Annotated in this window: 23 protein-coding genes and 1 riboswitch; of the genes, 7 read left to right on the top strand and 16 right to left on the bottom strand. The window is 62.3% G+C overall.

Translation table 11 applies throughout. The annotated features are described in order from the left end of the window. Nucleotides 1-69: 69 nt before the first annotated feature. From thiC to HY26_RS09400, 3 genes are all read right to left on the bottom strand, one after another. The gene (thiC, locus tag HY26_RS09410) at nt 70-2,037 is read right to left on the bottom strand and encodes a phosphomethylpyrimidine synthase ThiC (protein WP_034765334.1); all 1,968 of its coding nucleotides are present in this window, start codon (nt 2,035-2,037) and stop codon (nt 70-72) included. After that, entirely contained in the window at nt 2,034-2,468 is a 435-nt protein-coding gene (locus HY26_RS09405) for a DUF1801 domain-containing protein (protein WP_034765336.1), read from the bottom strand. Before HY26_RS09405 ends, thiC begins: the two co-directional genes overlap by 4 nt. Further along, entirely contained in the window at nt 2,465-3,223 is a 759-nt protein-coding gene (locus HY26_RS09400; RefSeq protein WP_158531462.1) for a hypothetical protein, read from the bottom strand. Before HY26_RS09400 ends, HY26_RS09405 begins: the two co-directional genes overlap by 4 nt. Further along, a riboswitch (TPP riboswitch) is annotated at nt 3,190-3,315 on the bottom strand. It overlaps the preceding gene by 34 nt. 96 nt (nt 3,316-3,411) lie before the next feature. On the opposite strand from HY26_RS09400, the gene HY26_RS09395 reads away from it, so the two are divergent. Next, nucleotides 3,412-4,221: an arylamine N-acetyltransferase gene (locus HY26_RS09395; RefSeq protein WP_051599819.1), complete on the top strand. Its 810-nt coding sequence runs from the start codon at nt 3,412-3,414 to the stop codon at nt 4,219-4,221. 44 nt (nt 4,222-4,265) lie between these two features. Here the strand turns inward: HY26_RS09395 and HY26_RS09390 are convergent, their stop codons facing one another. After that, nucleotides 4,266-5,264, bottom strand: a complete 999-nt coding sequence (locus tag HY26_RS09390) for a hypothetical protein (protein ID WP_051599820.1) — start codon at nt 5,262-5,264, stop codon at nt 4,266-4,268. Between the two features lie 156 nt (nt 5,265-5,420). Between HY26_RS09390 and HY26_RS09385 the strand changes: the two genes are divergently transcribed. After that, complete coding sequence (locus HY26_RS09385) at nt 5,421-6,227, top strand: hypothetical protein (RefSeq protein ID WP_051599821.1); 807 nt, start codon at nt 5,421-5,423, stop codon at nt 6,225-6,227. Between the two features lie 3 nt (nt 6,228-6,230). Here the strand turns inward: HY26_RS09385 and HY26_RS09380 are convergent, their stop codons facing one another. The 6 genes from HY26_RS09380 to HY26_RS09355 form a co-directional block, all read right to left on the bottom strand. Beyond that, nucleotides 6,231-6,599, bottom strand: coding sequence for an MmcQ/YjbR family DNA-binding protein (locus HY26_RS09380; protein ID WP_034765341.1), 369 nt, complete (start codon nt 6,597-6,599; stop codon nt 6,231-6,233). Between the two features lie 10 nt (nt 6,600-6,609). Then, nucleotides 6,610-7,005: a hypothetical protein gene (locus HY26_RS09375; RefSeq protein ID WP_065383164.1), complete on the bottom strand. Its 396-nt coding sequence runs from the start codon at nt 7,003-7,005 to the stop codon at nt 6,610-6,612. A 147-nt stretch (nt 7,006-7,152) separates the two neighbouring features. Further along, on the bottom strand, nt 7,153-7,911 hold the full coding sequence (locus HY26_RS09370) for an SDR family oxidoreductase (RefSeq protein WP_034765347.1): 759 nt from the start codon (nt 7,909-7,911) through the stop codon (nt 7,153-7,155). A 160-nt stretch (nt 7,912-8,071) separates the two neighbouring features. Beyond that, nucleotides 8,072-8,554, bottom strand: coding sequence for a GNAT family N-acetyltransferase (locus tag HY26_RS09365; RefSeq protein WP_034765439.1), 483 nt, complete (start codon nt 8,552-8,554; stop codon nt 8,072-8,074). 5 nt (nt 8,555-8,559) lie between these two features. After that, nucleotides 8,560-8,913, bottom strand: a complete 354-nt coding sequence (locus HY26_RS09360; protein ID WP_034765350.1) for an ArsC/Spx/MgsR family protein — start codon at nt 8,911-8,913, stop codon at nt 8,560-8,562. 103 nt (nt 8,914-9,016) lie between these two features. After that, complete coding sequence (locus HY26_RS09355; RefSeq protein WP_034765352.1) at nt 9,017-9,775, bottom strand: phosphodiester glycosidase family protein; 759 nt, start codon at nt 9,773-9,775, stop codon at nt 9,017-9,019. 242 nt (nt 9,776-10,017) lie between these two features. On the opposite strand from HY26_RS09355, the gene HY26_RS09350 reads away from it, so the two are divergent. After that, nucleotides 10,018-10,554: a PadR family transcriptional regulator gene (locus HY26_RS09350; RefSeq protein ID WP_034765444.1), complete on the top strand. Its 537-nt coding sequence runs from the start codon at nt 10,018-10,020 to the stop codon at nt 10,552-10,554. A 36-nt stretch (nt 10,555-10,590) separates the two neighbouring features. Here the strand turns inward: HY26_RS09350 and rlmN are convergent, their stop codons facing one another. Continuing rightward, on the bottom strand, nt 10,591-11,763 hold the full coding sequence (gene rlmN, locus HY26_RS09345; protein WP_034765355.1) for a 23S rRNA (adenine(2503)-C(2))-methyltransferase RlmN: 1,173 nt from the start codon (nt 11,761-11,763) through the stop codon (nt 10,591-10,593). A gap of 171 nt (nt 11,764-11,934) precedes the next feature. Between rlmN and HY26_RS09340 the strand changes: the two genes are divergently transcribed. Together HY26_RS09340 and HY26_RS09335 are read left to right on the top strand one after the other, a co-directional pair. After that, nucleotides 11,935-12,573 carry an OmpA family protein gene (locus tag HY26_RS09340; protein WP_034765357.1) on the top strand — a complete coding sequence of 213 codons (639 nt, stop codon included), beginning with the start codon at nt 11,935-11,937 and terminating at the stop codon, nt 12,571-12,573. 146 nt (nt 12,574-12,719) lie between these two features. Further along, the gene (locus HY26_RS09335) at nt 12,720-13,349 is read left to right on the top strand and encodes a 1-acyl-sn-glycerol-3-phosphate acyltransferase (protein WP_051599823.1); all 630 of its coding nucleotides are present in this window, start codon (nt 12,720-12,722) and stop codon (nt 13,347-13,349) included. Between the two features lie 4 nt (nt 13,350-13,353). Here the strand turns inward: HY26_RS09335 and HY26_RS09330 are convergent, their stop codons facing one another. The 4 genes from HY26_RS09330 to HY26_RS09315 form a co-directional block, all read right to left on the bottom strand. After that, the gene (locus tag HY26_RS09330) at nt 13,354-13,875 is read right to left on the bottom strand and encodes an invasion associated locus B family protein (RefSeq protein WP_065383163.1); all 522 of its coding nucleotides are present in this window, start codon (nt 13,873-13,875) and stop codon (nt 13,354-13,356) included. 194 nt (nt 13,876-14,069) lie between these two features. Further along, on the bottom strand, nt 14,070-14,570 hold the full coding sequence (locus HY26_RS09325; protein WP_034765359.1) for an RNA methyltransferase: 501 nt from the start codon (nt 14,568-14,570) through the stop codon (nt 14,070-14,072). A gap of 4 nt (nt 14,571-14,574) precedes the next feature. Next, the gene (locus tag HY26_RS09320) at nt 14,575-14,895 is read right to left on the bottom strand and encodes a hypothetical protein (protein WP_034765361.1); all 321 of its coding nucleotides are present in this window, start codon (nt 14,893-14,895) and stop codon (nt 14,575-14,577) included. Further along, nucleotides 14,892-15,761, bottom strand: a complete 870-nt coding sequence (locus tag HY26_RS09315) for an isoaspartyl peptidase/L-asparaginase family protein (protein WP_034765364.1) — start codon at nt 15,759-15,761, stop codon at nt 14,892-14,894. The genes HY26_RS09320 and HY26_RS09315 overlap by 4 nt, the downstream gene beginning before the upstream one ends. A 96-nt stretch (nt 15,762-15,857) precedes the next feature. Between HY26_RS09315 and HY26_RS09310 the strand changes: the two genes are divergently transcribed. Beyond that, on the top strand, nt 15,858-16,850 hold the full coding sequence (locus HY26_RS09310; RefSeq protein WP_034765367.1) for an NADPH:quinone oxidoreductase family protein: 993 nt from the start codon (nt 15,858-15,860) through the stop codon (nt 16,848-16,850). A 69-nt stretch (nt 16,851-16,919) separates the two neighbouring features. Next, a complete protein-coding gene (gene pip, locus HY26_RS09305; RefSeq protein ID WP_034765370.1) occupies nt 16,920-17,876 on the top strand; it encodes a prolyl aminopeptidase in 957 nt (318 codons plus the stop codon). A gap of 89 nt (nt 17,877-17,965) precedes the next feature. Here the strand turns inward: pip and dnaK are convergent, their stop codons facing one another. Next, nucleotides 17,966-19,870, bottom strand: a complete 1,905-nt coding sequence (gene dnaK, locus HY26_RS09300; protein WP_034765372.1) for a molecular chaperone DnaK — start codon at nt 19,868-19,870, stop codon at nt 17,966-17,968. Nucleotides 19,871-20,024 lie beyond the last annotated feature (154 nt).

Raw genomic sequence — 20,024 nt, 5'->3', positions numbered from 1 at the left:
CCTCCGCACGCGAAACGCCCTTGACCCGCAAAATCAGCAATGTGCGGGGGATAACAGTTGCTAAGCTTGCTAGTCAATCGCCTTGCGTTTCTCACCGTTCTCCGAGAGATAAATCTCTCCGCCTTTGTCCATGAACTCCTTGCTCTTTTCCGCCATGCCCGCTCTTGCGGCGGCGGCTTGATTCTCGAGGTCGGCGCGTTCGTTGTCGGACATGCCAGCGGCGTATTCGCGGACTTCGGCGGTGATCTTCATGCTGCAGAATTTGGGGCCGCACATGGAGCAGAAGTGGGCGACTTTGTGGGCTTCCTTGGGAAGAGTCTGGTCGTGGAAGTCACGGGCGGTTTCGGGGTCGAGCGACAGGTTGAACTGGTCTTCCCAGCGGAATTCGAACCTTGCCCTTGAGAGCGCGTCGTCGCGCACCTGCGCGGCAGGGTGGCCCTTGGCGAGGTCTGCCGCGTGGGCGGCGAGGCGGTAGGTGACGACGCCGACTTTCACATCGTCCCGGTCCGGCAGGCCCAGATGCTCCTTGGGCGTCACATAGCAGAGCATCGCCGTACCATACCAGCCGATCATTGCCGCGCCGATGCCGGACGTAATGTGGTCGTATCCCGGAGCAATATCCGTGGTGAGCGGCCCCAGCGTGTAGAAGGGGGCCTCGCCGCATTCGTGCAGCTGCTTCTCCATGTTCACCTTGATTTTATGCATCGGTACATGGCCGGGCCCTTCGATCATCACCTGGCAACCTTTGGCCCAGGCGATCTTCGTCAGTTCCCCGAGCGTTTCCAGCTCTGCGAACTGGGCGGCGTCATTGGCGTCCGCAATCGCGCCGGGGCGTAGGCCATCGCCGAGGCTGAACGAGACGTCATAGGCGCGCATGATGTCGCAGATTTCTTCGAAATGCGTGTAGAGGAAGCTTTCCGTGTGGTGGGCCAGCATCCATTTCGCCATGATCGAGCCACCACGGCTGACGATGCCGCAGACGCGGTCCGCGGTCAGGTGGATATAGGCGAGGCGCACGCCGGCATGGATAGTGAAATAGTCGACGCCCTGTTCGGCCTGTTCGATCAGTGTGTCGCGGAAGACTTCCCAGGTAAGGTCTTCGGCGACGCCGTTCACTTTTTCCAGCGCCTGATAGATCGGTACCGTGCCGATGGGCACCGGCGAATTGCGGATGATCCATTCGCGCGTGTTGTGGATGTTGCGGCCTGTGGAGAGATCCATGACGTTATCCGCGCCCCAGCGGATCGCCCACACCATCTTGTCGACTTCTTCCTCAACAGAGGAGGCGACGGCGGAGTTGCCGATATTGGCATTGATCTTCACAAGGAAGTTACGGCCGATGATCTGCGGTTCCAGTTCGGCGTGGTTTATGTTGGCCGGGATGATGGCGCGCCCGGCGGCGATCTCGTCCCGCACGAATTCCGGCGTGATGTATTCCGGAATGTGCGCGCCGAAGCTTTCGCCTTGTTCGATCCGCTCTGCGGCGCCCTCGACGGCGGCGCGGCGGCCAAGGTTCTCGCGCGTCGCTACATAGATCATTTCCTTGGTGACGATGCCGGCCTTGGCGTATTCATACTGGGTGACGAGGGGCTGGCCGCGGTCATTCAGTGGCGGATCCATATCCATCGAGCAGGGGGAGGAGGTGACCTCCGTCTTCTCGATTCGCGCCATGCCGCGCAGCGGGCGGTGCTTCACCGGGAATTCGCGGGCGAGGTGTTTGCCGCTGGCACCACCATTGTCTTCCGGCTTTACATCGCGGCCATCATATTCCTCGACGCCGCCGCGTTCCAGTACCCAGTCACGCCGCGTGCGTGCGAGACCTTTTTCCACGTCGATGGTGACCGACGGGTCAGTGTACGGACCGGACGTGTCATAGACCGGTACCGGCGGCTCATTGGCGCTCGGGTGAAGGTCGATCTCGCGGTGCGGCACGGCGAGGTCGGGCAGGGGGTGGGTGTAGACCTTGCGGCTCGCGGGCAGCGGCCCGGTGGTGACCTGCGGCGTGGCGAATTCGGACTGGTTGGAAGGCTTGTTCATTGTGCAGGCTTTCTCTGGTGGTAGGTCAGCGCCATGGCAATGCAGTGGCGGATTGGGTCTTTGGGAAGCGGCTGGCCGAGCGGTAGGCGGATCTCGCGATTGCCGACAAGGTCAAGCACGCCGCTATAAAGGCTGCGCCACTCGTCTAGCAGCGTGGTCTGGCAATTAACGAATATGCCCGCCGTTTCGGGGCGTTTCGGTGACCAGGCAAGGCGGATCGTCGTGCCGCTTTTCGGGGCGCTGGTCAGGTAAGCAGGCTCGCCCCATTTCAGGGTTTCGGTGATCCGGCCCGCTTCCGGCAGGGCGGTGGCAGTCTCGTAGATCATCTCCCGGATGGCGAGCAGCAGCTTGCGCGCCGGGGCTGGATAGGTGGCAAACACGTTTCCGACTGTTGCGGGAAGGGCGGGGACAGGGAGGCTGGCCGTCTTCATGACACCAGCTTTCCCGCCTGTTCCAGCGTCAGTTCGATCCACAGCGTATCGGCCTGCGCCAGCAATGTGCCGTCGGCGGCGTGCAGGGCGGTTCCGGCAAAATGTTTCCGTCCTTTGGTCCATTCATGCCAGGCATGGATGATCACCGGCTCGCCGGTCGGGACGGGTTTGTGCTGCGCCGCAACCATCTCCCCCAATAGATAAGTCGTCTCGATCTCGGGCAGGGCAAAGCCGCCCGGGCAATCGAGCGCCGCCCAGACATATTCCGGGCGGACATGGCCATGCCCGTCATCGAAATTGGCATGCGGCGTCCAGACGGCCGCGGCTTCCAGATTGTCGCCAAGCCGTCCGCAATGGATGTGCAGGCCTTCGCCTTCCTTCCGGTTCCGTCCGCAGACGAAGCAGGTGGAGACGCCGCCCGCGCCGAAATAGGTCGGGGTTTCGGCGGCTTTGTGCGCCGCCTCAATGGAGGGTGGAGCAGGCGGGGTGAGCGTTACGTCGCCGGGCCGCGCTGCCAGGATCGGCAGGCCCTCGTGCTCAGCCACCAGGGTCTGATCCTGACGGGTCACGGGCAGCGGCGTGTCGAGCGGGATGGGGGCAGAGATGCGGATGATGTGCGGCGCGTCGAACAGGCGGGACAATACGCCGGCCGCATAGCCGCCATTGCCCGAATTGGGCGGCCCATTAAAGGCAGAAGCAATGGTGATGTTGCCGACCGGCTGCATGGTTTCCGCTCCGTCCCTCGCGCCGGCCACGCCGCTCTTCGCGGCATTCCCCGGATCAGGTTCAAAGGGTAAAGTCTCAGCCCTGCCGGCTCATTCCGGTCAGGACACCCCTCGGATGGCGCCACCCTAGTGAATCTGGCCGGACTTGGAAAGGGCGAAGCCGTATTGACGGAAGGTGTGCGCGTCCCGACATAACCCTTCTTTGATGAGCATGTGCCATGCACCTAAATGCCTATTTCGCGCGGATCGGATATGACGGAACGCCAGCCGCGGATCTGGAAACCCTTCGGGCGCTAAGCCACCTGCACCCGCGTGCCATTCCGTTCGAGAATCTCGATGTGCAGTTGAAGCGCCCGGTCAGCATGGCGCCGGAGGTTGTGTTCGACAAACTGGTCACCCGGCGCCGGGGTGGCTGGTGCTATGAGATGAATGGCCTGCTGGGATGGGTGCTCAGTGAGATCGGTTTTGACGTCCGGCGTGTCGAGGGCGGGGTGATGCGGGAGGCGACAGGCGATGGCGCACTCGGCAATCATCTCTGCTTGGTGGTCCGACTGGATGGTCAGGACTATCTGGTCGATGTCGGCTTCGGCGGCAGCCAGACTGCGCCGATGGTAATTACGCCGGGCAGTGACGTGCAGGTGCCGTTCGATCTGGAACTCGTACCACTGGAGAACGGCTATTGGCGCATGGTTCAGTACACGCTGGGCAAGCCGTTCTCATTCGATTTCCACCCTGACCGTTGCGACGAAGCCTTGCTGGCCGACAAATGCGACTGGCAGCAGAGCAATCCTGGGTCGGTGTTCGTGCAGAACCTTGTAGCACAGAGGCGGACAGGGGGTGCGCATATCAGTCTGCGCGGGCGAGTATTCACCCGGCTCGAATCCGGCGCAGAGGAGAGGCGCCTGCTGCAGTCAGGCGCTGAGCTGGTTGATGTGCTGAAGGACGAATTCGACATCGACGAGCCGGAAGCGGAAGCGTTGTGGCCCGCCATCTGTGCGCGGCACGAGGCATTGTTTCCGCAAGCCTGAGGGCAAGCTCAGACAGGGTGCGCCCCACCTTGGTGTCTATTCGTCTATTCCGCTGCTTTGGAAGCGAGCTTTTTGACCGCCTTGTCCCAGTCGCGGACCTTGCCCAACTGGTCATTGTAAATACGGATCTGGTCTTCCGGCGTGCGCAACAGTACGTCGATATGAGGCCGGGCCTTTTCGGCCAGCGGGCGGGCGATGGCGTCCAGTTCGGCCTTCTGCGCGCGCATCTGCTTGTCGTCATCGAAGGTCTTCTGCGGCAGGGCCGGATTGGTCCAGATCCAACCACCATTGCCGAAATTGATGTTCTCCAGATAGACGTGCTCCCAACGGGTCAGGCGTTCGACTTCCTGCCCGTAGAGGCGGGCAAGGTAGAAATCGAGCTCCAGCTTGTGGGCGGGGCAGGCGGCATAGAGCGACTGCAGGCGGTTCCCGGCCCAGCCAAAGCCCGGATGCTCGTATTTTGTCTTTATCGTGCGATCCCACAGGTTTGCCTCTTCCTGCAGGCGGAAGTCCGCATGATCTGCAAAGGGGCAGGTCGCATAGGCTGTGCCCGAAATCACCGGATGGACACGGCCCGCCTCCGCCAGCCGGATCATATAGGGCACAGCGTATTTCAGCAGCGATGTGGTCGCAGCATTGTAGCCGAAATAGGTCTGTTCACTGCCATCTGGCTGTTTCAGCACGCTCGGCTTCTGTTTCGTTTTCCAGGCATAATCGTTCTGCGTGATCGCGGTCAGGGTCAGCGTGATGTAGCGCTCCAGCGTGTCCAGGTCCGTGGCGGTGCCCATGACGGCGCTGGACAGGGTGGAGGCGATGGCCTGCGCATCCGGTCGGTCCGGGCAGGTCTCGATGGCCCATTCCGCCAGTTCCAGGATTGCGGCCGGGTCGGTCTGCGTCCCCTGCCGAATGGCCATTTCCATATCGTAGAGCGTCTGCTCGGCCCCGGCGGGGCAGGCCCGAGCGGATTCGGCGGCTGCAGGAACAAGGGTTGCGAAAGTGGCAAGGGCGAGAAGCGTGAGTGCGCGGATCAGTCTGGTCTTCATGGTGTCCCCGAAATGTCCGGGGTTTTGTGGCATGGATGAGGCGGCAGGCACACCTGCGCCGTGATTAACAGCCGCCGCAGTTCCATTAACCTTCTGTCGACCCGATTGGTCCATGTCTGGTGGCAGACTCTGAACACCCGGACGGGAGATCCGCCCATGGCCTTCGATGCTGCCCTTGCTGCTGCCCCAAAGACCGAGACGAAGCCAACCAAATGGCAACGTTTCAAGGTCGATCTGTGGCTGACAGACCTGAACCTGACCGAAATCGGGATCATGAAGCATACCCAGCATGAGGCGGAGTCTGACCAGTTCACCAAGGATATGGAAATCATCGGCCAGATCCGCGAAGACGGAAAACGCTCCGGCATCGTCGCCTACCGCAAGGAATTGTGGAAGGAAGGCAAAGACATGAAGCGCCGCTTGGTGATCAAGCTGTTCTCAGAGAACATGCACTGGCGCGGCACGATGGAACTGATGATGGGCCGCTCGCTGCAGCTCTCCATCGGCGCGCGCGGCGTGCCGGTCAGCGCCTTTTCGCTCAACCTGTCACGGTCGAAACAACTGATCCAGCTGGAACGGTCCGCACAGAAATGGCCGCTGTTCCCTGAGAAATTCTCCTTCTTTATCGAGACGTCCCGAGGTCCTCGCTTCTATCGATTGCGCCGGAACGTCATCGGCATCGGGGCCGACTACACGCTCTATGACGACAAGAACCGCAAGATCGGTTCGCTGGACCACCGGATCATCAATCTTGGCGGCAGTTGGATGGTGAAGCTCGACGCGGCACATTCCTATGCGGCGCTGGAATCTGTGCTGCAGATGTTCTGCACCATGTTGCGTTTCAACGGCGCCGTACGCCGGCACGTCTCGCACGAGGTGGAAATGATCGGTCGCGGCCGGGCCGTGCGCGAGCTGGATCATCAGGAGGCAGACCTTTACCTCAATCCGCGCCGCCGGCGCTGAGGTCTATTTGCCGTCCTTGAGGAACCCGAGTTCCCGCTGGAGCTTTTTTGTGAGGCCGGCGGCGACCAGCTGGTAAGAGCCTTCAAGATAGGCCTTAAGATCATCGTCGGAAAGTGTATCCGCGCTGTAGCGCTGGATCCACTTCATGCCGCGTGACGCCAGATGCGGCGCGCCCCGGCAGCCTGGCTGTTCTTTCAGGATGTCGAAGCTCATCTCCGAGACCTTGAACGAGCAGACCATGTCGCCGTCTTCCTCCCGGCCGATGGCGAAAACCTTTCCGCCTACTTTCCACACCGTCGCCTTGCCCCACTGGATGACACTGGTCGCGTGGGGAAGGCTGCCGCAGAATTTGTTGTAGGCCTTGAGTTTCATCGAGAGCGGGTCAGAGGCCTTTGGCCTTGTCGCACATGTTTGAGACGAGCGCTTCGGCGAAGGGGCGGGGCTGGTCCTTGCCGCCGAACTTCACTCCTGAGAGCGACAGTTCATCTCGCGCCTCGTTGTAGAGAACTTCTAGCGTGGCGGCCGTGTTGACGCCGACATAGAGGATCTCCCCTTCTGCCGTGACGCGTACCGTGTCCGGATCGTCGGTGCGATAGGCGGTCCACAAAGTCTTGGCGTCAAAGTCATTGATGAAATAGCCATTGACGATCCTGCCAAGCGACTGGCCCGGACATTCCGCCAAATAGGCATCCTTGGCATCATCGATGACCGAATGGTCACCACATGCAGCGAGCGCGCCGGCAAGCAGGCCAAAGGCTGCGAGTGTGCGTCGTTTCATCATTTCCCCCCGGAACTGATCAGTCGAAAGATCACGAACTATATGTCCGGAGGGACCGCCTTGGCCAGATGGAAGATTTGTTGCGACGCCCGGTTGGAAACGGGTTGCCCCGCCGGGTGCCCGGCACTCCGGCGGGAATAAGGAGCGTCAGCCCTGATAGGAATCGTTCAGCATCTTGAAGACCTGGTCGAAATTGCCCCCGGCTTCGGCGCCGCGCAGGAGCTTGGCGCGCTGGACGCAGACTTCCGCGGGCGTGTCTTCGATGCCGAAACTTTCCATCGTTTCGGCGATGAAATCCTTCAGCGGCATATAGCCTTCACGCGTTGACTGGCCGGGCGTGAGGCCCGTCTGGACACCCGGCGGCGCAAGCTCGATCACTTCGACGGCCGTCTCGCGCAGCTGGTAGCGCAGCGACTGCGTCCAGGCATGCATGGCGGCTTTCGAGGCACTGTAGGCAGGTGTATGGGCGAGCGGCACGAAGGCCAGGCCCGACGTGACATTGACGACCCGCGCGGTCGCTTGAGCCCTGAGGTGCGGGAGTAGGGCAGCGGTTAGCCGGATCGGGCCGAGAATGTTGGTCACAATGGTGGCCTCTGCGACGGAGAGATCCACCGGGTCGGCCAGCCAGTCTTCCTTCGCCATGATGCCGGCATTGTTGAACAGCACGTTGAGCGCCGGGAAATCGCGGGTCAGCTCCTTTGCGAAGCGGGCGATATCGGCGGCGTCCTGAACATCCAGCGTGCGCGCGTGCATGCCGCTGCGTCCGGCAATGGTTTCGTCGAGGGTTTTGGCGGTGCGGCCTGCGACGATTACTGTATTGCCGAGGGCATGAAATTCCCGGGCGAGCTCCCGGCCGATGCCCGATCCGCCGCCCGTCATCAGAATTGTATTGCCTGAAGTTTTCATGATCTCTCTCCTCATCCGCGGGTTGGTCCCGTCGCAGGTAGATAGGCCGAGACCCGCCGTCTGGAAGGGGCGCCGGGACGGTTATGCGTTCACAATAAAAGTGATTGGACAAGACGGATCGTGCTTCCGGCGGCGCTCTGTAATTCAGTGTACAGAAAAACTAGAGCGGCTTCTCAAGGAACATCGCCTGGCCCTTTTCCGGGTCGAGTTCGTAAGCCGCATAGCCGGCGGCTTCGTACACGCTGCGGGCGCGGGTGTTTCCGGAGAGGACTTCGAGCGTGAGTTTGCAGCAGCCGCGCCGGCGCGCTTCGGCCTCGACGGCATCCAGCAGCATCCTGCCGATTCCCTTGCCGCGGTGGTCGGCATGGACGGCAATATCGTGCACGTTCAGCAACGGCTTGCAGGCAAAGGTAGAGAAGCCCTCGAACGCATTCAGCACACCGGCTGGCGCGCCATCGTCAAAAGCGAGGAAGCTCACCGCGTGTGGCCGCGTCGCCAGTTCGGCGGCGAGATGGTCGCGCGTATGCGCGCTTAGCGGTTTGCCGCCGCCCATCGGGTCCCGCGCATAGGCGTCCAGCATGTCGACCAGTGCGGCGGCGTCCGCGGGATCGCTGTAATCGGCCTGCCGGATCGTGATACTCATAATCATCAGCCGAGCAGGGTGGCCTGCACGTCCTTGCCCCAGCCGACATGCACGGCGCTGCCATTTTCGATGACCGGGCGCTTGATCAGGGTCGGATGCTTGGAGAGCAGGGCCTTTTCGCCGTTCGTGCCGGCCTTTGCCTTTTCGGCATTGGACAGGCTGCGCCAGGTGGCGGAGCTCTTGTTGACCAGCTTGTCCGGCGCGGCCTTCAGCCAGACCGGCAGCTTTGCAGACAGGTCGGCCTCGTCACGGATGTCGACAAATTTTACCTTGCTGCCGGCAGCTTCAAGTTCGCGTTTCGCTTTGCGGCAGGTGTCGCAATTCTTGAGTCCATAGAGGACGACCGCCGATCCGGGCATGCTCTCTCTCCGGTTAGAAAGAGGCGAGTCCCTATCCCCAAAGGCGAGTAGGCACAAGCAGCCAAACGCGCTGCGGTGCAGCACCCGACAGTGTTTTTTCAGATCAGCGCGCGTTCCGGGCAGGGCTGCGCACAATCGCGACGATCGGACCCATATCGGTGCCGCCATCATCCCGTCCGAGAGATGGCGCATAGAGCCGGGAAACCACGCCATCGAGATAGAGCGCGTCGGGCGTGCCGAGCCGGTCGCGGAAGAGACGGGCGAATGTGTCGAAGTTCACCGGCGCGTCGCTGATCGCGAACCAGAGCGTGTCGCCATCGGCGCTGAGGCCGACTCCGTTGCGGCGCTTGCGGCTGGTGCCGCCCGGATTGAAGGCCGGATGCAGCGCGCCATCGATCACCAGCATCGGGCCGGATTGTGTGGCGAAGCGCGCGCCGGGGGAAAGGGCTTCATAAGCCAGAGTCTCGGTCACATGCGCGTGGCCTTCGGTATCCACCCAGAACACGCCGTTCGGCAGCAGGCCGAAATTGCCGGGCCCGGCATTGCTGATGAGGCGGGCGCTCTGCTGGCCGTCCTCGACATAGAGCCCGACCGGGCGGCGGTCCTCATGGTACATGCCGGCGTTCATCGCGAAGACGAGGTCTCCGCCATCGACTGTGACGGCGTCCGCCAGACGGTCGAAGTCCGCAAACGGCGCGCCATCGGAATGGGTGTGGAACAGGGCAAGGCCCGGATCGTCCGCCGCAAATTGGCAGACTGTGAAGGGCTGGTCCTCGAACCGGATCGCCTCGCAGGCTTGCACCGTCTCCTCCCGGCAGGCGGGAAGCAGGATCAGCAAGAGGAAGATCGACCAGGTGCGCATGAGCGCAACCTATCCATCCTCCTGAACGCCTTCCAGAGCCCGTTATCAGCCCGTCTCAAATTTTTCGATATATCTATATCTTGTATTTTCGATATATCTAAATTATATTCCGATCAGATATATCGAAAGGACACAAAATGAGATATCGAAACAGACATTCAAATCGCGGTGCCGGCGTGCACATTTTTGTCGACCAGGGCGAAGACTGTGTTGGCGGCTGTAATGACCGAAAGGGATGGGGCATGCGCCAGGGACGAGGTGGACGCGGATTCGGACGCGGGCAGGGGAGAGGCCCCGGCGGTGGCCGTGGTCGCCGCCGCCCGCTCGACCATGGCGATCTCCGCCTCCTGATCCTGAAACTGATCTCGGAAGAGCCGCGCCACGGCTATGAAATCATCCGCGAGGTCGAAGCCCGCACGGGCGGCGCCTATGTGCCGAGCCCCGGCGTCATCTATCCGGCGCTGGAAGCATTGCTGGATCTGGGCTGGGTGCATGCCGAGGCAGACGGATCGCGCCGGTCATTCAGGCTGACTGAGCAAGGCGAAGCCGAACTCGAAGCCGAAGCCGCGACGTTGGCACGGATCGAACTGAGGCTGGCGGACCTGCTGGACAGCGACCGGCCGGAAGACCCGCTGGACGTGCGCGGGGCCATGTGGCGTCTGCGCCATGCCGTGCGCGAAGCCGTTCGGGCGCACCCGGAGGATCTGGACCGCCGCAAGGCCGTTGCAGACATCCTGACCGAAGCGCAGGAGCGTATCAGCAAGCTGGACGAAGAATGATCGGAACGGGCCGGGAGGTGAAAGCTTCCCGGTCTCTTACGCCTCGGCGTCGCCAGCCTCGGCCGCGAGCGCTTCGCGGCGTTTTTCCGCGGCGGATTTCTTGACGCTTTCAGAGCGCAACTGGCCGCAGGCCGCAAGGATGTCACGGCCGCGCGGCGTACGGATCGGGCTGGCATAACCGGCCCGGTTCAGCACTTCGGCAAATTCCTCGATCGTCTCCCAGTCGGAGCATTCATACGGGCTGCCCGGCCACGGATTGAACGGGATGAGATTGATCTTCGCCGGAACACCCTTCAGCAGGCGGACAAGGTCACGCGCCTCAGCCAGCGTGTCGTTGACGCCTTTCAGCATGACATATTCAAACGTCACACGTTTCGAATTGCTGAGGTCCGGATAGGCGCGGATCGCGTCGAACAGGGTCTGCAAATCGTATTTGCGGTTAATCGGCACGATCTCGTTGCGCAGGTCATCATTCGTCGCGTGCAGCGAAATGGCGAGCGCGGCATTGGTGCGGTGGCCCAGTTCCGGGATCTTCGGCGCCACGCCTGCGGTCGACACCGTGATGCGGCGGCGGCCAATGGCGATGCCGTCACCATCGGAAATCGTGTCGATCGCCTCGGCGACATTGTCGAGATTGTAGAGCGGCTCGCCCATGCCCATGAACACGATATTGGTCAGGCGGCGGTTCTCGGTCGAGGTCGGCCATTCGCCGAGCTCGTCGCGCGCGATCAGCACCTGCGCAACGATCTCCTGAGCCGTCAGGTTGCGGACCAGTTTCTGCGTACCGGTATGACAGAAGGTGCAGTTCAGCGTGCAGCCGACCTGGCTGGAGACACAGAGCGCCCCCGCCTTGCCGACATCCGGGATAAAGACGCTTTCGCCTTCGATGCCGGGGCCGAACCGGGTCAGCCATTTCTGTGTGCCGTCGCGCGAGACCTGATGATCGGCGATTTCCGGGCGGTTGAGGATGTAGCGTTCCGCCAGCTGGGCGCGCAGTTCCTTTGCCACATCGGTCATGTCGGCGAAGTCCTGCGTGCCGAAATGATGAATCCAGCGGCGCAGCTGCTTGGCGCGCATGCCCGATTTCCTCGGATCGACGCCCATGGCCTCCATCTCCGCCTTCAGCGCAGGCAGGCTCAGCCCGGCCAGAGAAGACGGGGCAGCAGGGACCGCGTCAGGGCGGCGGGAGAGGTCCAGTTCGATCTTCATTTCGCGGGGCCTATATCACGGTTGGGTGACAGGCGGAAACCACCAGTACAGCTTTGGTTCACAAGGGGTTCATCCGATCGCCCTCAAAAAGCCACGAGCGGAACATATGTCTCCGCCGCGCGTTGATACGCGTCCCGAAAAGTGGGCTGATCCAGATATGGAGCTGATAATATGAAACGTCTCGCCATTGCCGTCTGTGCTGTCTCAATGCTCGCCGCCTGTGCGGAAGGGCCCAGCCGTAACGTTTGGACCGGCGCCGCTGCCGGCGCGATCCTCGGAGCCGGAGCCGGTACGCTCGCGGGCGGGGACGACGGCCGCAATGCTGCAATCGGTGCAGCAGTGGGCGCCATCGCCGGCGCTGCCGTCGGTGACTACATGGACAAGCAGGAACGCGCACTGCGCGAACAGACTGCTGGTACCGGTATCGGTGTTGAGCGCCAGGGCGACCAGATCGCGCTGACCATGCCATCCAACATCACATTCGATGTCGACAGCTCGACCATCAAACCGGGCTTCTATGCCACGCTGAACGATGTCGCCACGACGCTGGTCGACTATCCGTCGACGGCTGTGGACGTCATTGGCCACGCGTCTTCGGATGGCCCGGATGACTACAACATGCAGCTGTCTCAGCGCCGCGCGGCTTCCGTGCAGAACTACCTCGTCAGCCAGGGCGTTGCCTCGGTCCGCATGCGCGCCATCGGCATGGGCGAAACCCAGCCGATCGCCGACAACTCGACCGCTGAAGGCCGCGCTGCCAACCGCCGCGTCGAGATCATCCTGACGCCCGTGACGCAGGACAGCTACTAAGCTGCCTCACCCTATTGAGGGTGTGAGATAAAGGAAAGGCCAGCCAAAGCACACGGCTGGCCTTTTTCTTTGGCCGTTTTCCGGCCGGACTCTACGCGACTTCTGTGTCCGGAACGTCTATACACATATCCAGCAAGGGGACGCTCATGATCAACGAAGACGCCCCTGTGCATAACCCGCGCGGAAAATTCGGCAAATCCGGACCATATCGCGGCGCCGTTTCCGAAGGGATCCGGGGAATGTCCTGGCTGTTTCTGAAAGCGGCGGGCTGGCATGTCGCGACGGACTGGCCGGATGTGACAAAGTCGGTCGTGATCGCAGCCCCCCACACATCGAATTTCGACGGCCTTCTGATGCTCGCCATAGCAGGCTGGTATCGGCAGAAGCTCAGCTGGATGGGCAAGGCCTCGCTAGTGTCAGGCCCTTTCGGCGGGCTCGTGCGCCGGGCAGGGTGCGTACCGGTCGACCGATCGAAATCCGGCGATGTCGTCACACTGATGCGGGAAACCTTCGAGCAGGCCGACTCCCTCCACCTTGCCATTTCACCGGAAGGTACGCGGGATGCGAATGCAAACTGGAAAACCGGCTTCTGGCATATCGCGAAATCGGCCGGTGTGCCGATGCTGATCGCGGTGCTGGACTTCGGGACAAGGGAAATGCGGTTCGAAGGGCCGATGATGCCGGGCGAAGACATCGGCGCAGACATGGCCGAGATCGTCGCGCACTATCGCGATGCTGAAGGAAAGCACCCGGAAAAATTCGTTCTGCCGGAGTGAGGCATTAGCGGCAGGTGGCGGCGGCCTTGTCGATGGCGGCGGCAGATCCGCTGAGCGAGAAGTGATAGGCGACCTGCGTGTTCCGTGCTGACACGGCCTGTACGCGCAGTTCCGAACCTTTCTTCAGTGCCGTGACGATGCGGGAATCGTCGGAATCGTCGGCAAAGGCTTCGCGGCCCACGGCGAACAGCGTCCAACTGGACCGGCCGACCTGCGCTTTCGGGGCCATGTCTTCGCGCAGATTGTAGCCAACCTTGAGGCTTGGCTGGTTGCGGGCACGGCCGGATTTCCAGCTGGTCACATAGAACCAGACATCGCCATGGTCGGCATTCTTCGGCGCCTTGTCGGTGGCCGGGGTTGCCGCATAGCAGATCGTTTCGCCGCCGGTCGTGTCGGTGAAGACCGACCAGTCCTTGTAGCGGCCCACAGCTGCAGGCTCAGCTGAGGCGAGCGGGGCAGCGAGGAGAGCGGCGGCGGCTAGCAGGCCAGAAAAGCGGAGGCCAGAAAAGCGGAGGGAAGGGGTCATAAATGTATGCATCTTCTATACAGCGTCTCGTCCGGTTCGGTTTCTGCCGCCAGTCTAGGTGTCATAGAGTTAAGGCCAAACTTCGGCAAACTGAATGACGTGGCTGTGGCGGCCGATTTCTGTAACCGCACCTTTGCACAAAAGGTGTGAGCGCCGGATGAACCCCGCTGTTGTTTGCGGTTCAGGCGAGCGGGTCAGCCCGGCAGCTTGCCATCTCCCGGAACGCCGCCCGGCATGATGGGGCGCGGGGCATAGGCGCCGAGGGCGAGGTGGCGGTCATACATGACCATCGCGCCTGCGAGGCTGAGATTGATGCAGAACTTGGTCGGGATCTTCACGACATGGTCGCAGCGGGCGATCGTTTCCGGCGACAGGCTGCCGCGCTCCGGGCCGAGGATATAGGCCGCCTGCACCGGATGGCGGAAGGTTGGCAGCATCACGGCGTCGTCGGTCAGCTCCACGCCGACCAGCTGGCAGCCGCGCGGCAGCTGCATCTCGTCGATCGTGTCGTACTGGTAGTACGGGATGTGACCCGCCGTTTTGGACGTGTCGGCGGCATAGGCCGCCCGCAGGCGATGCTCTGCGTCGATAGAGAAGAAAAAGCTCGCCCCGAACGCGTTCGCCGTCCGCATCAGCGCGCCGAGATTCATGGCCTTGGAGATCCGCTCCGACCCGATGGCAAAATATCCGCGCATGGGCTCAGAATGCTCTCGCAATGAAGCGCAGATAGGCAAGAGAGAGAAGAATGGCCATTGGCGCTGTATAAGTCACCCGCCGGGCAAGGCGCAAATGCGAGATCGGGGCAGGGTAGGTCTTAGCCAGCCAGGCGGTGTGCTCGCCGATCTCTGCCGACGTGCCGACCGCCGCAATGGCGGCGCGGTAGATGGCATCGCGATAGTCACCGCCGAATTTCTCTGCCAGCGCCCGGCGCAGCGACACCGAGATCAGCATCCGCATCTGCGCCGCCAGCACCAGGGTGAAACCGGTTACGCCCAGAACGATCCAGCCAGCGACGATCATGCGAAGGTTGCCACTTCGAACCGGCCGTCGGCATCCATCAAGCCGCGCTTCAGGCCGCCGGAATTGGAGCCTGTGATCAGCGTTCCGTCGGCGCCGACGGCGATCATGCCGCCTTCGCCGCCGAGGTGTTTAACATCGTCCAGCGCGCCTTGCACGGCATCCTCCAGCGAGGCGCCGCCATAGCGGATCCGGGCGGAAACGTCCGCAGCGGCGGCCGCGCGGATGAAATACTCACCAAGGCCCGTACAGGAGATGGCGCAGCGCTCATCCGCCCAGGTGCCGGCCCCGATCAGGGGCGTATCGCCCACCCGGCCAGGGGTCTTGGACTTCACCCCGCCGGTGGAGGTGGCGGCCGCGAGGTCGCCATACTGGTCCAGCACCACCGCGCCGACCGTGCCCATGGCCCGGGCCGGTAGCAGGCAGCGCTCTTCCACCGGCTGGTAATAGGTATCGGGGTCGCGCACTTCTGGCAGGCCATATTCCGTCGCCAGCGCCCAGGCGCCTTCGCCCGCGATCAGCACGTGCGGCGTGCGCTCCATGACGATCCGGGCAGCGGCGATGGGGCTGATGATGCCGGAGAGGGCCGCAACGGCCCCGGCATTGCGGGTACGCCCGTCCATGATGGCCGCGTCCAGCTCATATCGCCCGTCCTTATTGGGCGCAGCGCCCTTTCCGGCCAGGTGCAGGCCGGACTCTTCGAGCGCCGCGACCATGGCCTCCACAACGTCCAGCGCGGCCACGCCTGAGGCCAGCCGTTTGCCGCCTTCGCGCAGCAGTTCGGCCATGTGCGCTTCTTCGCGTGAATAGTCGCGCCCGAAAACCGGTCCGGCGCCGCCATGCAGGGCGATGGCCCATTTCCTCGCCATAGCTGGTAATACTCCCTTACGTCAGGCTTGGATTATGAAGGCCACACCGCTACCGTCTGGCGCAGCAAACAACAAGACAGGAAGGGAAGCGCGCTCATGAAAGCTGTGCTGTCGAAAGAAGTCGGCGGACCGGAAACTCTGGTCCTCGAAGAGATCGCCTCGCCGGAATACGGCAAGAACCAGGTTCTGGTGCGGGTGAAGGCGTGCGGGGTGAACTTCCCGGACTCGCTGATGATCAAGGACATGTATCAGTTCAAGCCGCCGCGTCCGTTCAGCCCGGGTGGCGAAGTGGCCGGCTTTGTCGAAGCAGTCGGGGAAGGCGTCACCCATGTGAAGCCCGGCGACCGGGTTCTGGCGTCCATCGGCAATGGCGGCATGGCGGAACTGGCCGTCGCGGCGGCCCATTCCGTGATGCCCATCCCGGACGACATGCCGTTCGCCGAGGCGGCGGCGTTCATGATGACCTATGGCACGTCCTATTACGCCCTGAAGGACCGGGCGGACCCGAAAAAAGGCGAGAAGCTGCTCGTCCTCGGCGCGGCTGGCGGTGTCGGCATCGCGGCGGTCGAGCTTGGCAAGGCGATGGGCCTCGAAGTCATCGCGGCCTGTTCCAGCCAGGAGAAGGTGGATTTCTGCCTCGGCAAGGGCGCCGACAAGGGCCTCGTCTATGCCCGCGAGCTCGACAAGGACGGCATGAAAGCCTTCTCGAACGACATCAAGGAAATCTCCGGCGGCGGCGTGGACATCATCTATGACGGCGTCGGAGGCAATTATGCCGAGCCAGCACTGCGCGCGATGAACTGGGAAGGCCGTTTCCTCGTGATCGGTTTCCCGGCCGGCATTCCGAAGATCCCGCTGAACCTGACCCTCTTGAAAAGCTGCGACATCCGCGGCGTGTTCTGGGGCGCGGCGGTGGCCCGCGATCCGAAGGCGCATGCGCAGAACGTCAAGGAACTGTTCGAGCTCTACACCGCTGGCAAGATCCGTCCGCACGTCTCCAACACCTATCCGCTGGAGAAGTCGGCCGATGCCATCCTTGAACTGACGGAACGCCGGGCCCAGGGCAAGGTCGTCATCGTCATCGACTAAGCGGCAGTCCATGGCTTTCCCGGTACCGGCCTCCTGATCTAGAGAAGGGGCTGGTACCGGAGAAACGCCATGACAGACTTGCGCACGCTTTACCCCGAAATCGAACCCTTCGAGACCGGCTTCCTCGATACCGGGGACGGCCACAGCGTCTATTGGGAACGCGTCGGCACAAAAGGCGCAAAGCCGGCTGTCTTCCTGCATGGCGGGCCGGGCGGCGGCTGTTCGGCCAGTCACCGGCGCCTGTTCGATCCGGCGCTTTACGACATCATCCTGTTCGACCAGCGCGGCTGCGGGCGGTCGACACCATTCGCCAGCCTCGACAACAATACGACCTGGCACCTCGTCGCGGATATCGAACGCCTGCGCGAGATGGCCGGTGTGGACCAGTGGCAGGTCTTCGGTGGGTCCTGGGGCTCGACGCTGGCGCTTGCCTATGCCGAAACCCATCCGGAGCGGGTGAGCGAGCTGGTGCTGCGCGGCATCTATCTGCTGACCAAGGCGGAGATGGACTGGTACTACCAGTTCGGCGTGTCCGAAATGTTCCCGGAAAAGTACGACGCCTTCATCGCCCCGATCCCGGAAGCGGAACGCGGCGATCTCGTCACCGCCTACCGCAAGCGCCTGATCGGCGATAACCGGGAGGAGCAACTGCGCTGCGCCAAGGCGTGGAGCGTGTGGGAAGGGGAGACCATCACCCTGCTGCCGGAACCGTCCACCTCGGACCAGTTCCACGAGGCCGAATTTGCACTCGCCTTCGCGCGGATCGAGAACCACTATTTCATTCATGCAGGCTGGTTCGAAGACGGACAATTGCTGCGCGATGCGGGACGGCTGAAGGACATTCCCGGCACGATCGTGCACGGCCGCTATGACATGCCGTGCCCAATGCGGCAGGCCTGGGAACTGCACAAGGCCTGGCCGAAAGCGGACTTCTATCCCATCGAAGGGGCGGGCCACGCATATTCGGAGCCGGGCATCCTCGACCAGTTGATCCGCGCGACCGACAAATATGCCGGCAAGGCCTGAGGGCGCTGACGGACACTGCTAGTTGAGTCTCAAATGAAAAGCCCGCCGGTGCGATCCGGCGGGCTTTGTCTTTTCCGTTATCTGACGGATTATTTCTTGTCGTCGTCGACTTCCTCGAAGTCGGCATCGACCACATCGTCGCCATCTGCAGCGGCGTCCGCTGCCGCGTCAGCATGAGCGGTCGACTCCTGCTGGCTGGCGTAGATGGCTTCGCCGAGTTTCATGGCGGCCGACATCAGGGCCTGATGCTTGGCCTGGATGTCTGCGAGATTGTCCGTTTCGCGGGCTTCTTTCAGCTCGCCGACGGCTTTCTCGATCTCGCCTTTGACGTCCTCGGAGACCTTGTCGCCATGCTCTTCGAGCTGCTTCTCGGTCTGGTGCACCAGGGCTTCGGCGTGGTTCTTCGCTTCCACCAGTTCGCGGCGGGCCTTGTCGGCACCTGCATTGGCTTCAGCGTCTGCCATCATGCCTTTGATGTCGTCTTCCGAGAGACCGCCATCGGCCTGGATGGTGATGACCTGTTCCTTGCCGGTGGCCTTGTCCTTGGCGGACACGGACACAATGCCGTTGGCGTCGATGTCGAAGGTCACTTCGATCTGCGGCACGCCGCGCGGGGCCGGCGGGATGCCTTCGAGGTTGAACTGGCCGAGCATCTTGTTGTCAGCGGCCATTTCGCGCTCACCTTGGAAGACCTTGATCGTCACGGCGGGCTGGTTGTCGTCAGCCGTCGAGAAGACCTGGGACTTCTTGGTCGGGATCGTCGTGTTGCGGTCGATCAGGCGGGTGAACACGCCGCCGAGCGTCTCGATACCGAGCGACAGCGGGGTCACGTCGAGAAGGACCACATCCTTCACATCGCCCTGCAGCACGCCGCCCTGGATCGCGGCGCCGATGGCGACCACTTCATCCGGGTTCACACCTTTGTGCGGTTCACGGCCGAAGAATTTCTTCACCGCTTCCTGGACAGCCGGCATACGGGTCATACCGCCGACCAGAACCACTTCGTCGATCTCGGAAGCCGACTTGCCGGCATCCTTGAGTGCTTTCTCGCACGGCGCGATGGTGCGCTTCACGAGGTCCTCGACCAGGGTTTCGAACTTGGCGCGTGTCAGCTTGATGTTGAGGTGTTTCGGGCCAGTCGCATCCGCCGTGATGAAAGGCAGGTTCACTTCGTATTGCGAAGCGGACGACAGCTCTTTCTTGGCCTTTTCGGCTTCTTCCTTCAGACGCTGGAGGGCCAGCTTGTCCGTCTTCAGGTCGATGCCCTGATCCTTTTTGAACTCTTCGGCGAGATAGTCGACGATGCGAAGGTCGAAGTCTTCACCGCCGAGGAAGGTGTCGCCGTTCGTCGACAGAACTTCGAACACACCGTCGCCGATTTCCAGCAGCGAGACGTCGAACGTACCACCGCCAAGGTCGTAAACGGCGATCGTCTTGTTCTCGCCTTTGTCGAGGCCATAGGCGAGGGCAGCTGCCGTCGGTTCGTTGATGATGCGCAGCACTTCGAGACCGGCAATCTTGCCGGCGTCTTTCGTGGCCTGACGCTGGGCGTCGTTGAAGTAGGCCGGGACCGTGATGACGGCCTGGGTCACTTCGCTGCCCAGATAGGCTTCTGCGGTTTCCTTCATCTTGGTGAGGATGAAGGCGGAAATTTCCTGCGGGGCGTAGTCCTTGTCGCGGCCTTTGACCCATGCATCGCCATTCGGGCCCTTGACGATCTCGAAAGGCGAGATGGCCTTATCCTTCTGCGCGGTCGGATCGTCGAACTGACGGCCGATCAGGCGCTTGATGGCGTAGAATGTGAAATCCGGGTTGGTCACGGCCTGCCGGCGTGCCGGCATGCCGATGAGGCGCTCGCCGCCTTCGGTGAAGGCAACGACGGACGGGGTCGTGCGCGCGCCTTCTGCGTTCTCGATGACCTTCGCCTGGCCGCCTTCCATGACGGCAACGCAGGAGTTCGTGGTCCCGAGGTCGATACCGATAATCTTACTCATTTTGTGTCTCTCTCTCCTTTAGCCGCCACCCGCCCAGTTTCGCGCGGTCTGCTTAGCAGCCCCGCAAGGCAGATGGCTCTGCAAGTGACGTTTTGAGTAGGCGAATGGAGGGTTTGAACCTGTTCGCCCGTTCGGTCTGGGATATGGGGAAATT

This window comes from Hyphomonas sp. GM-8P, from assembly GCF_003263315.1.
Classification (GTDB): domain Bacteria; phylum Pseudomonadota; class Alphaproteobacteria; order Caulobacterales; family Hyphomonadaceae; genus Hyphomonas.
Note: the sequence above shows the minus strand (reverse complement) of the source record. Positions and strands in the feature narration are given on the sequence as shown.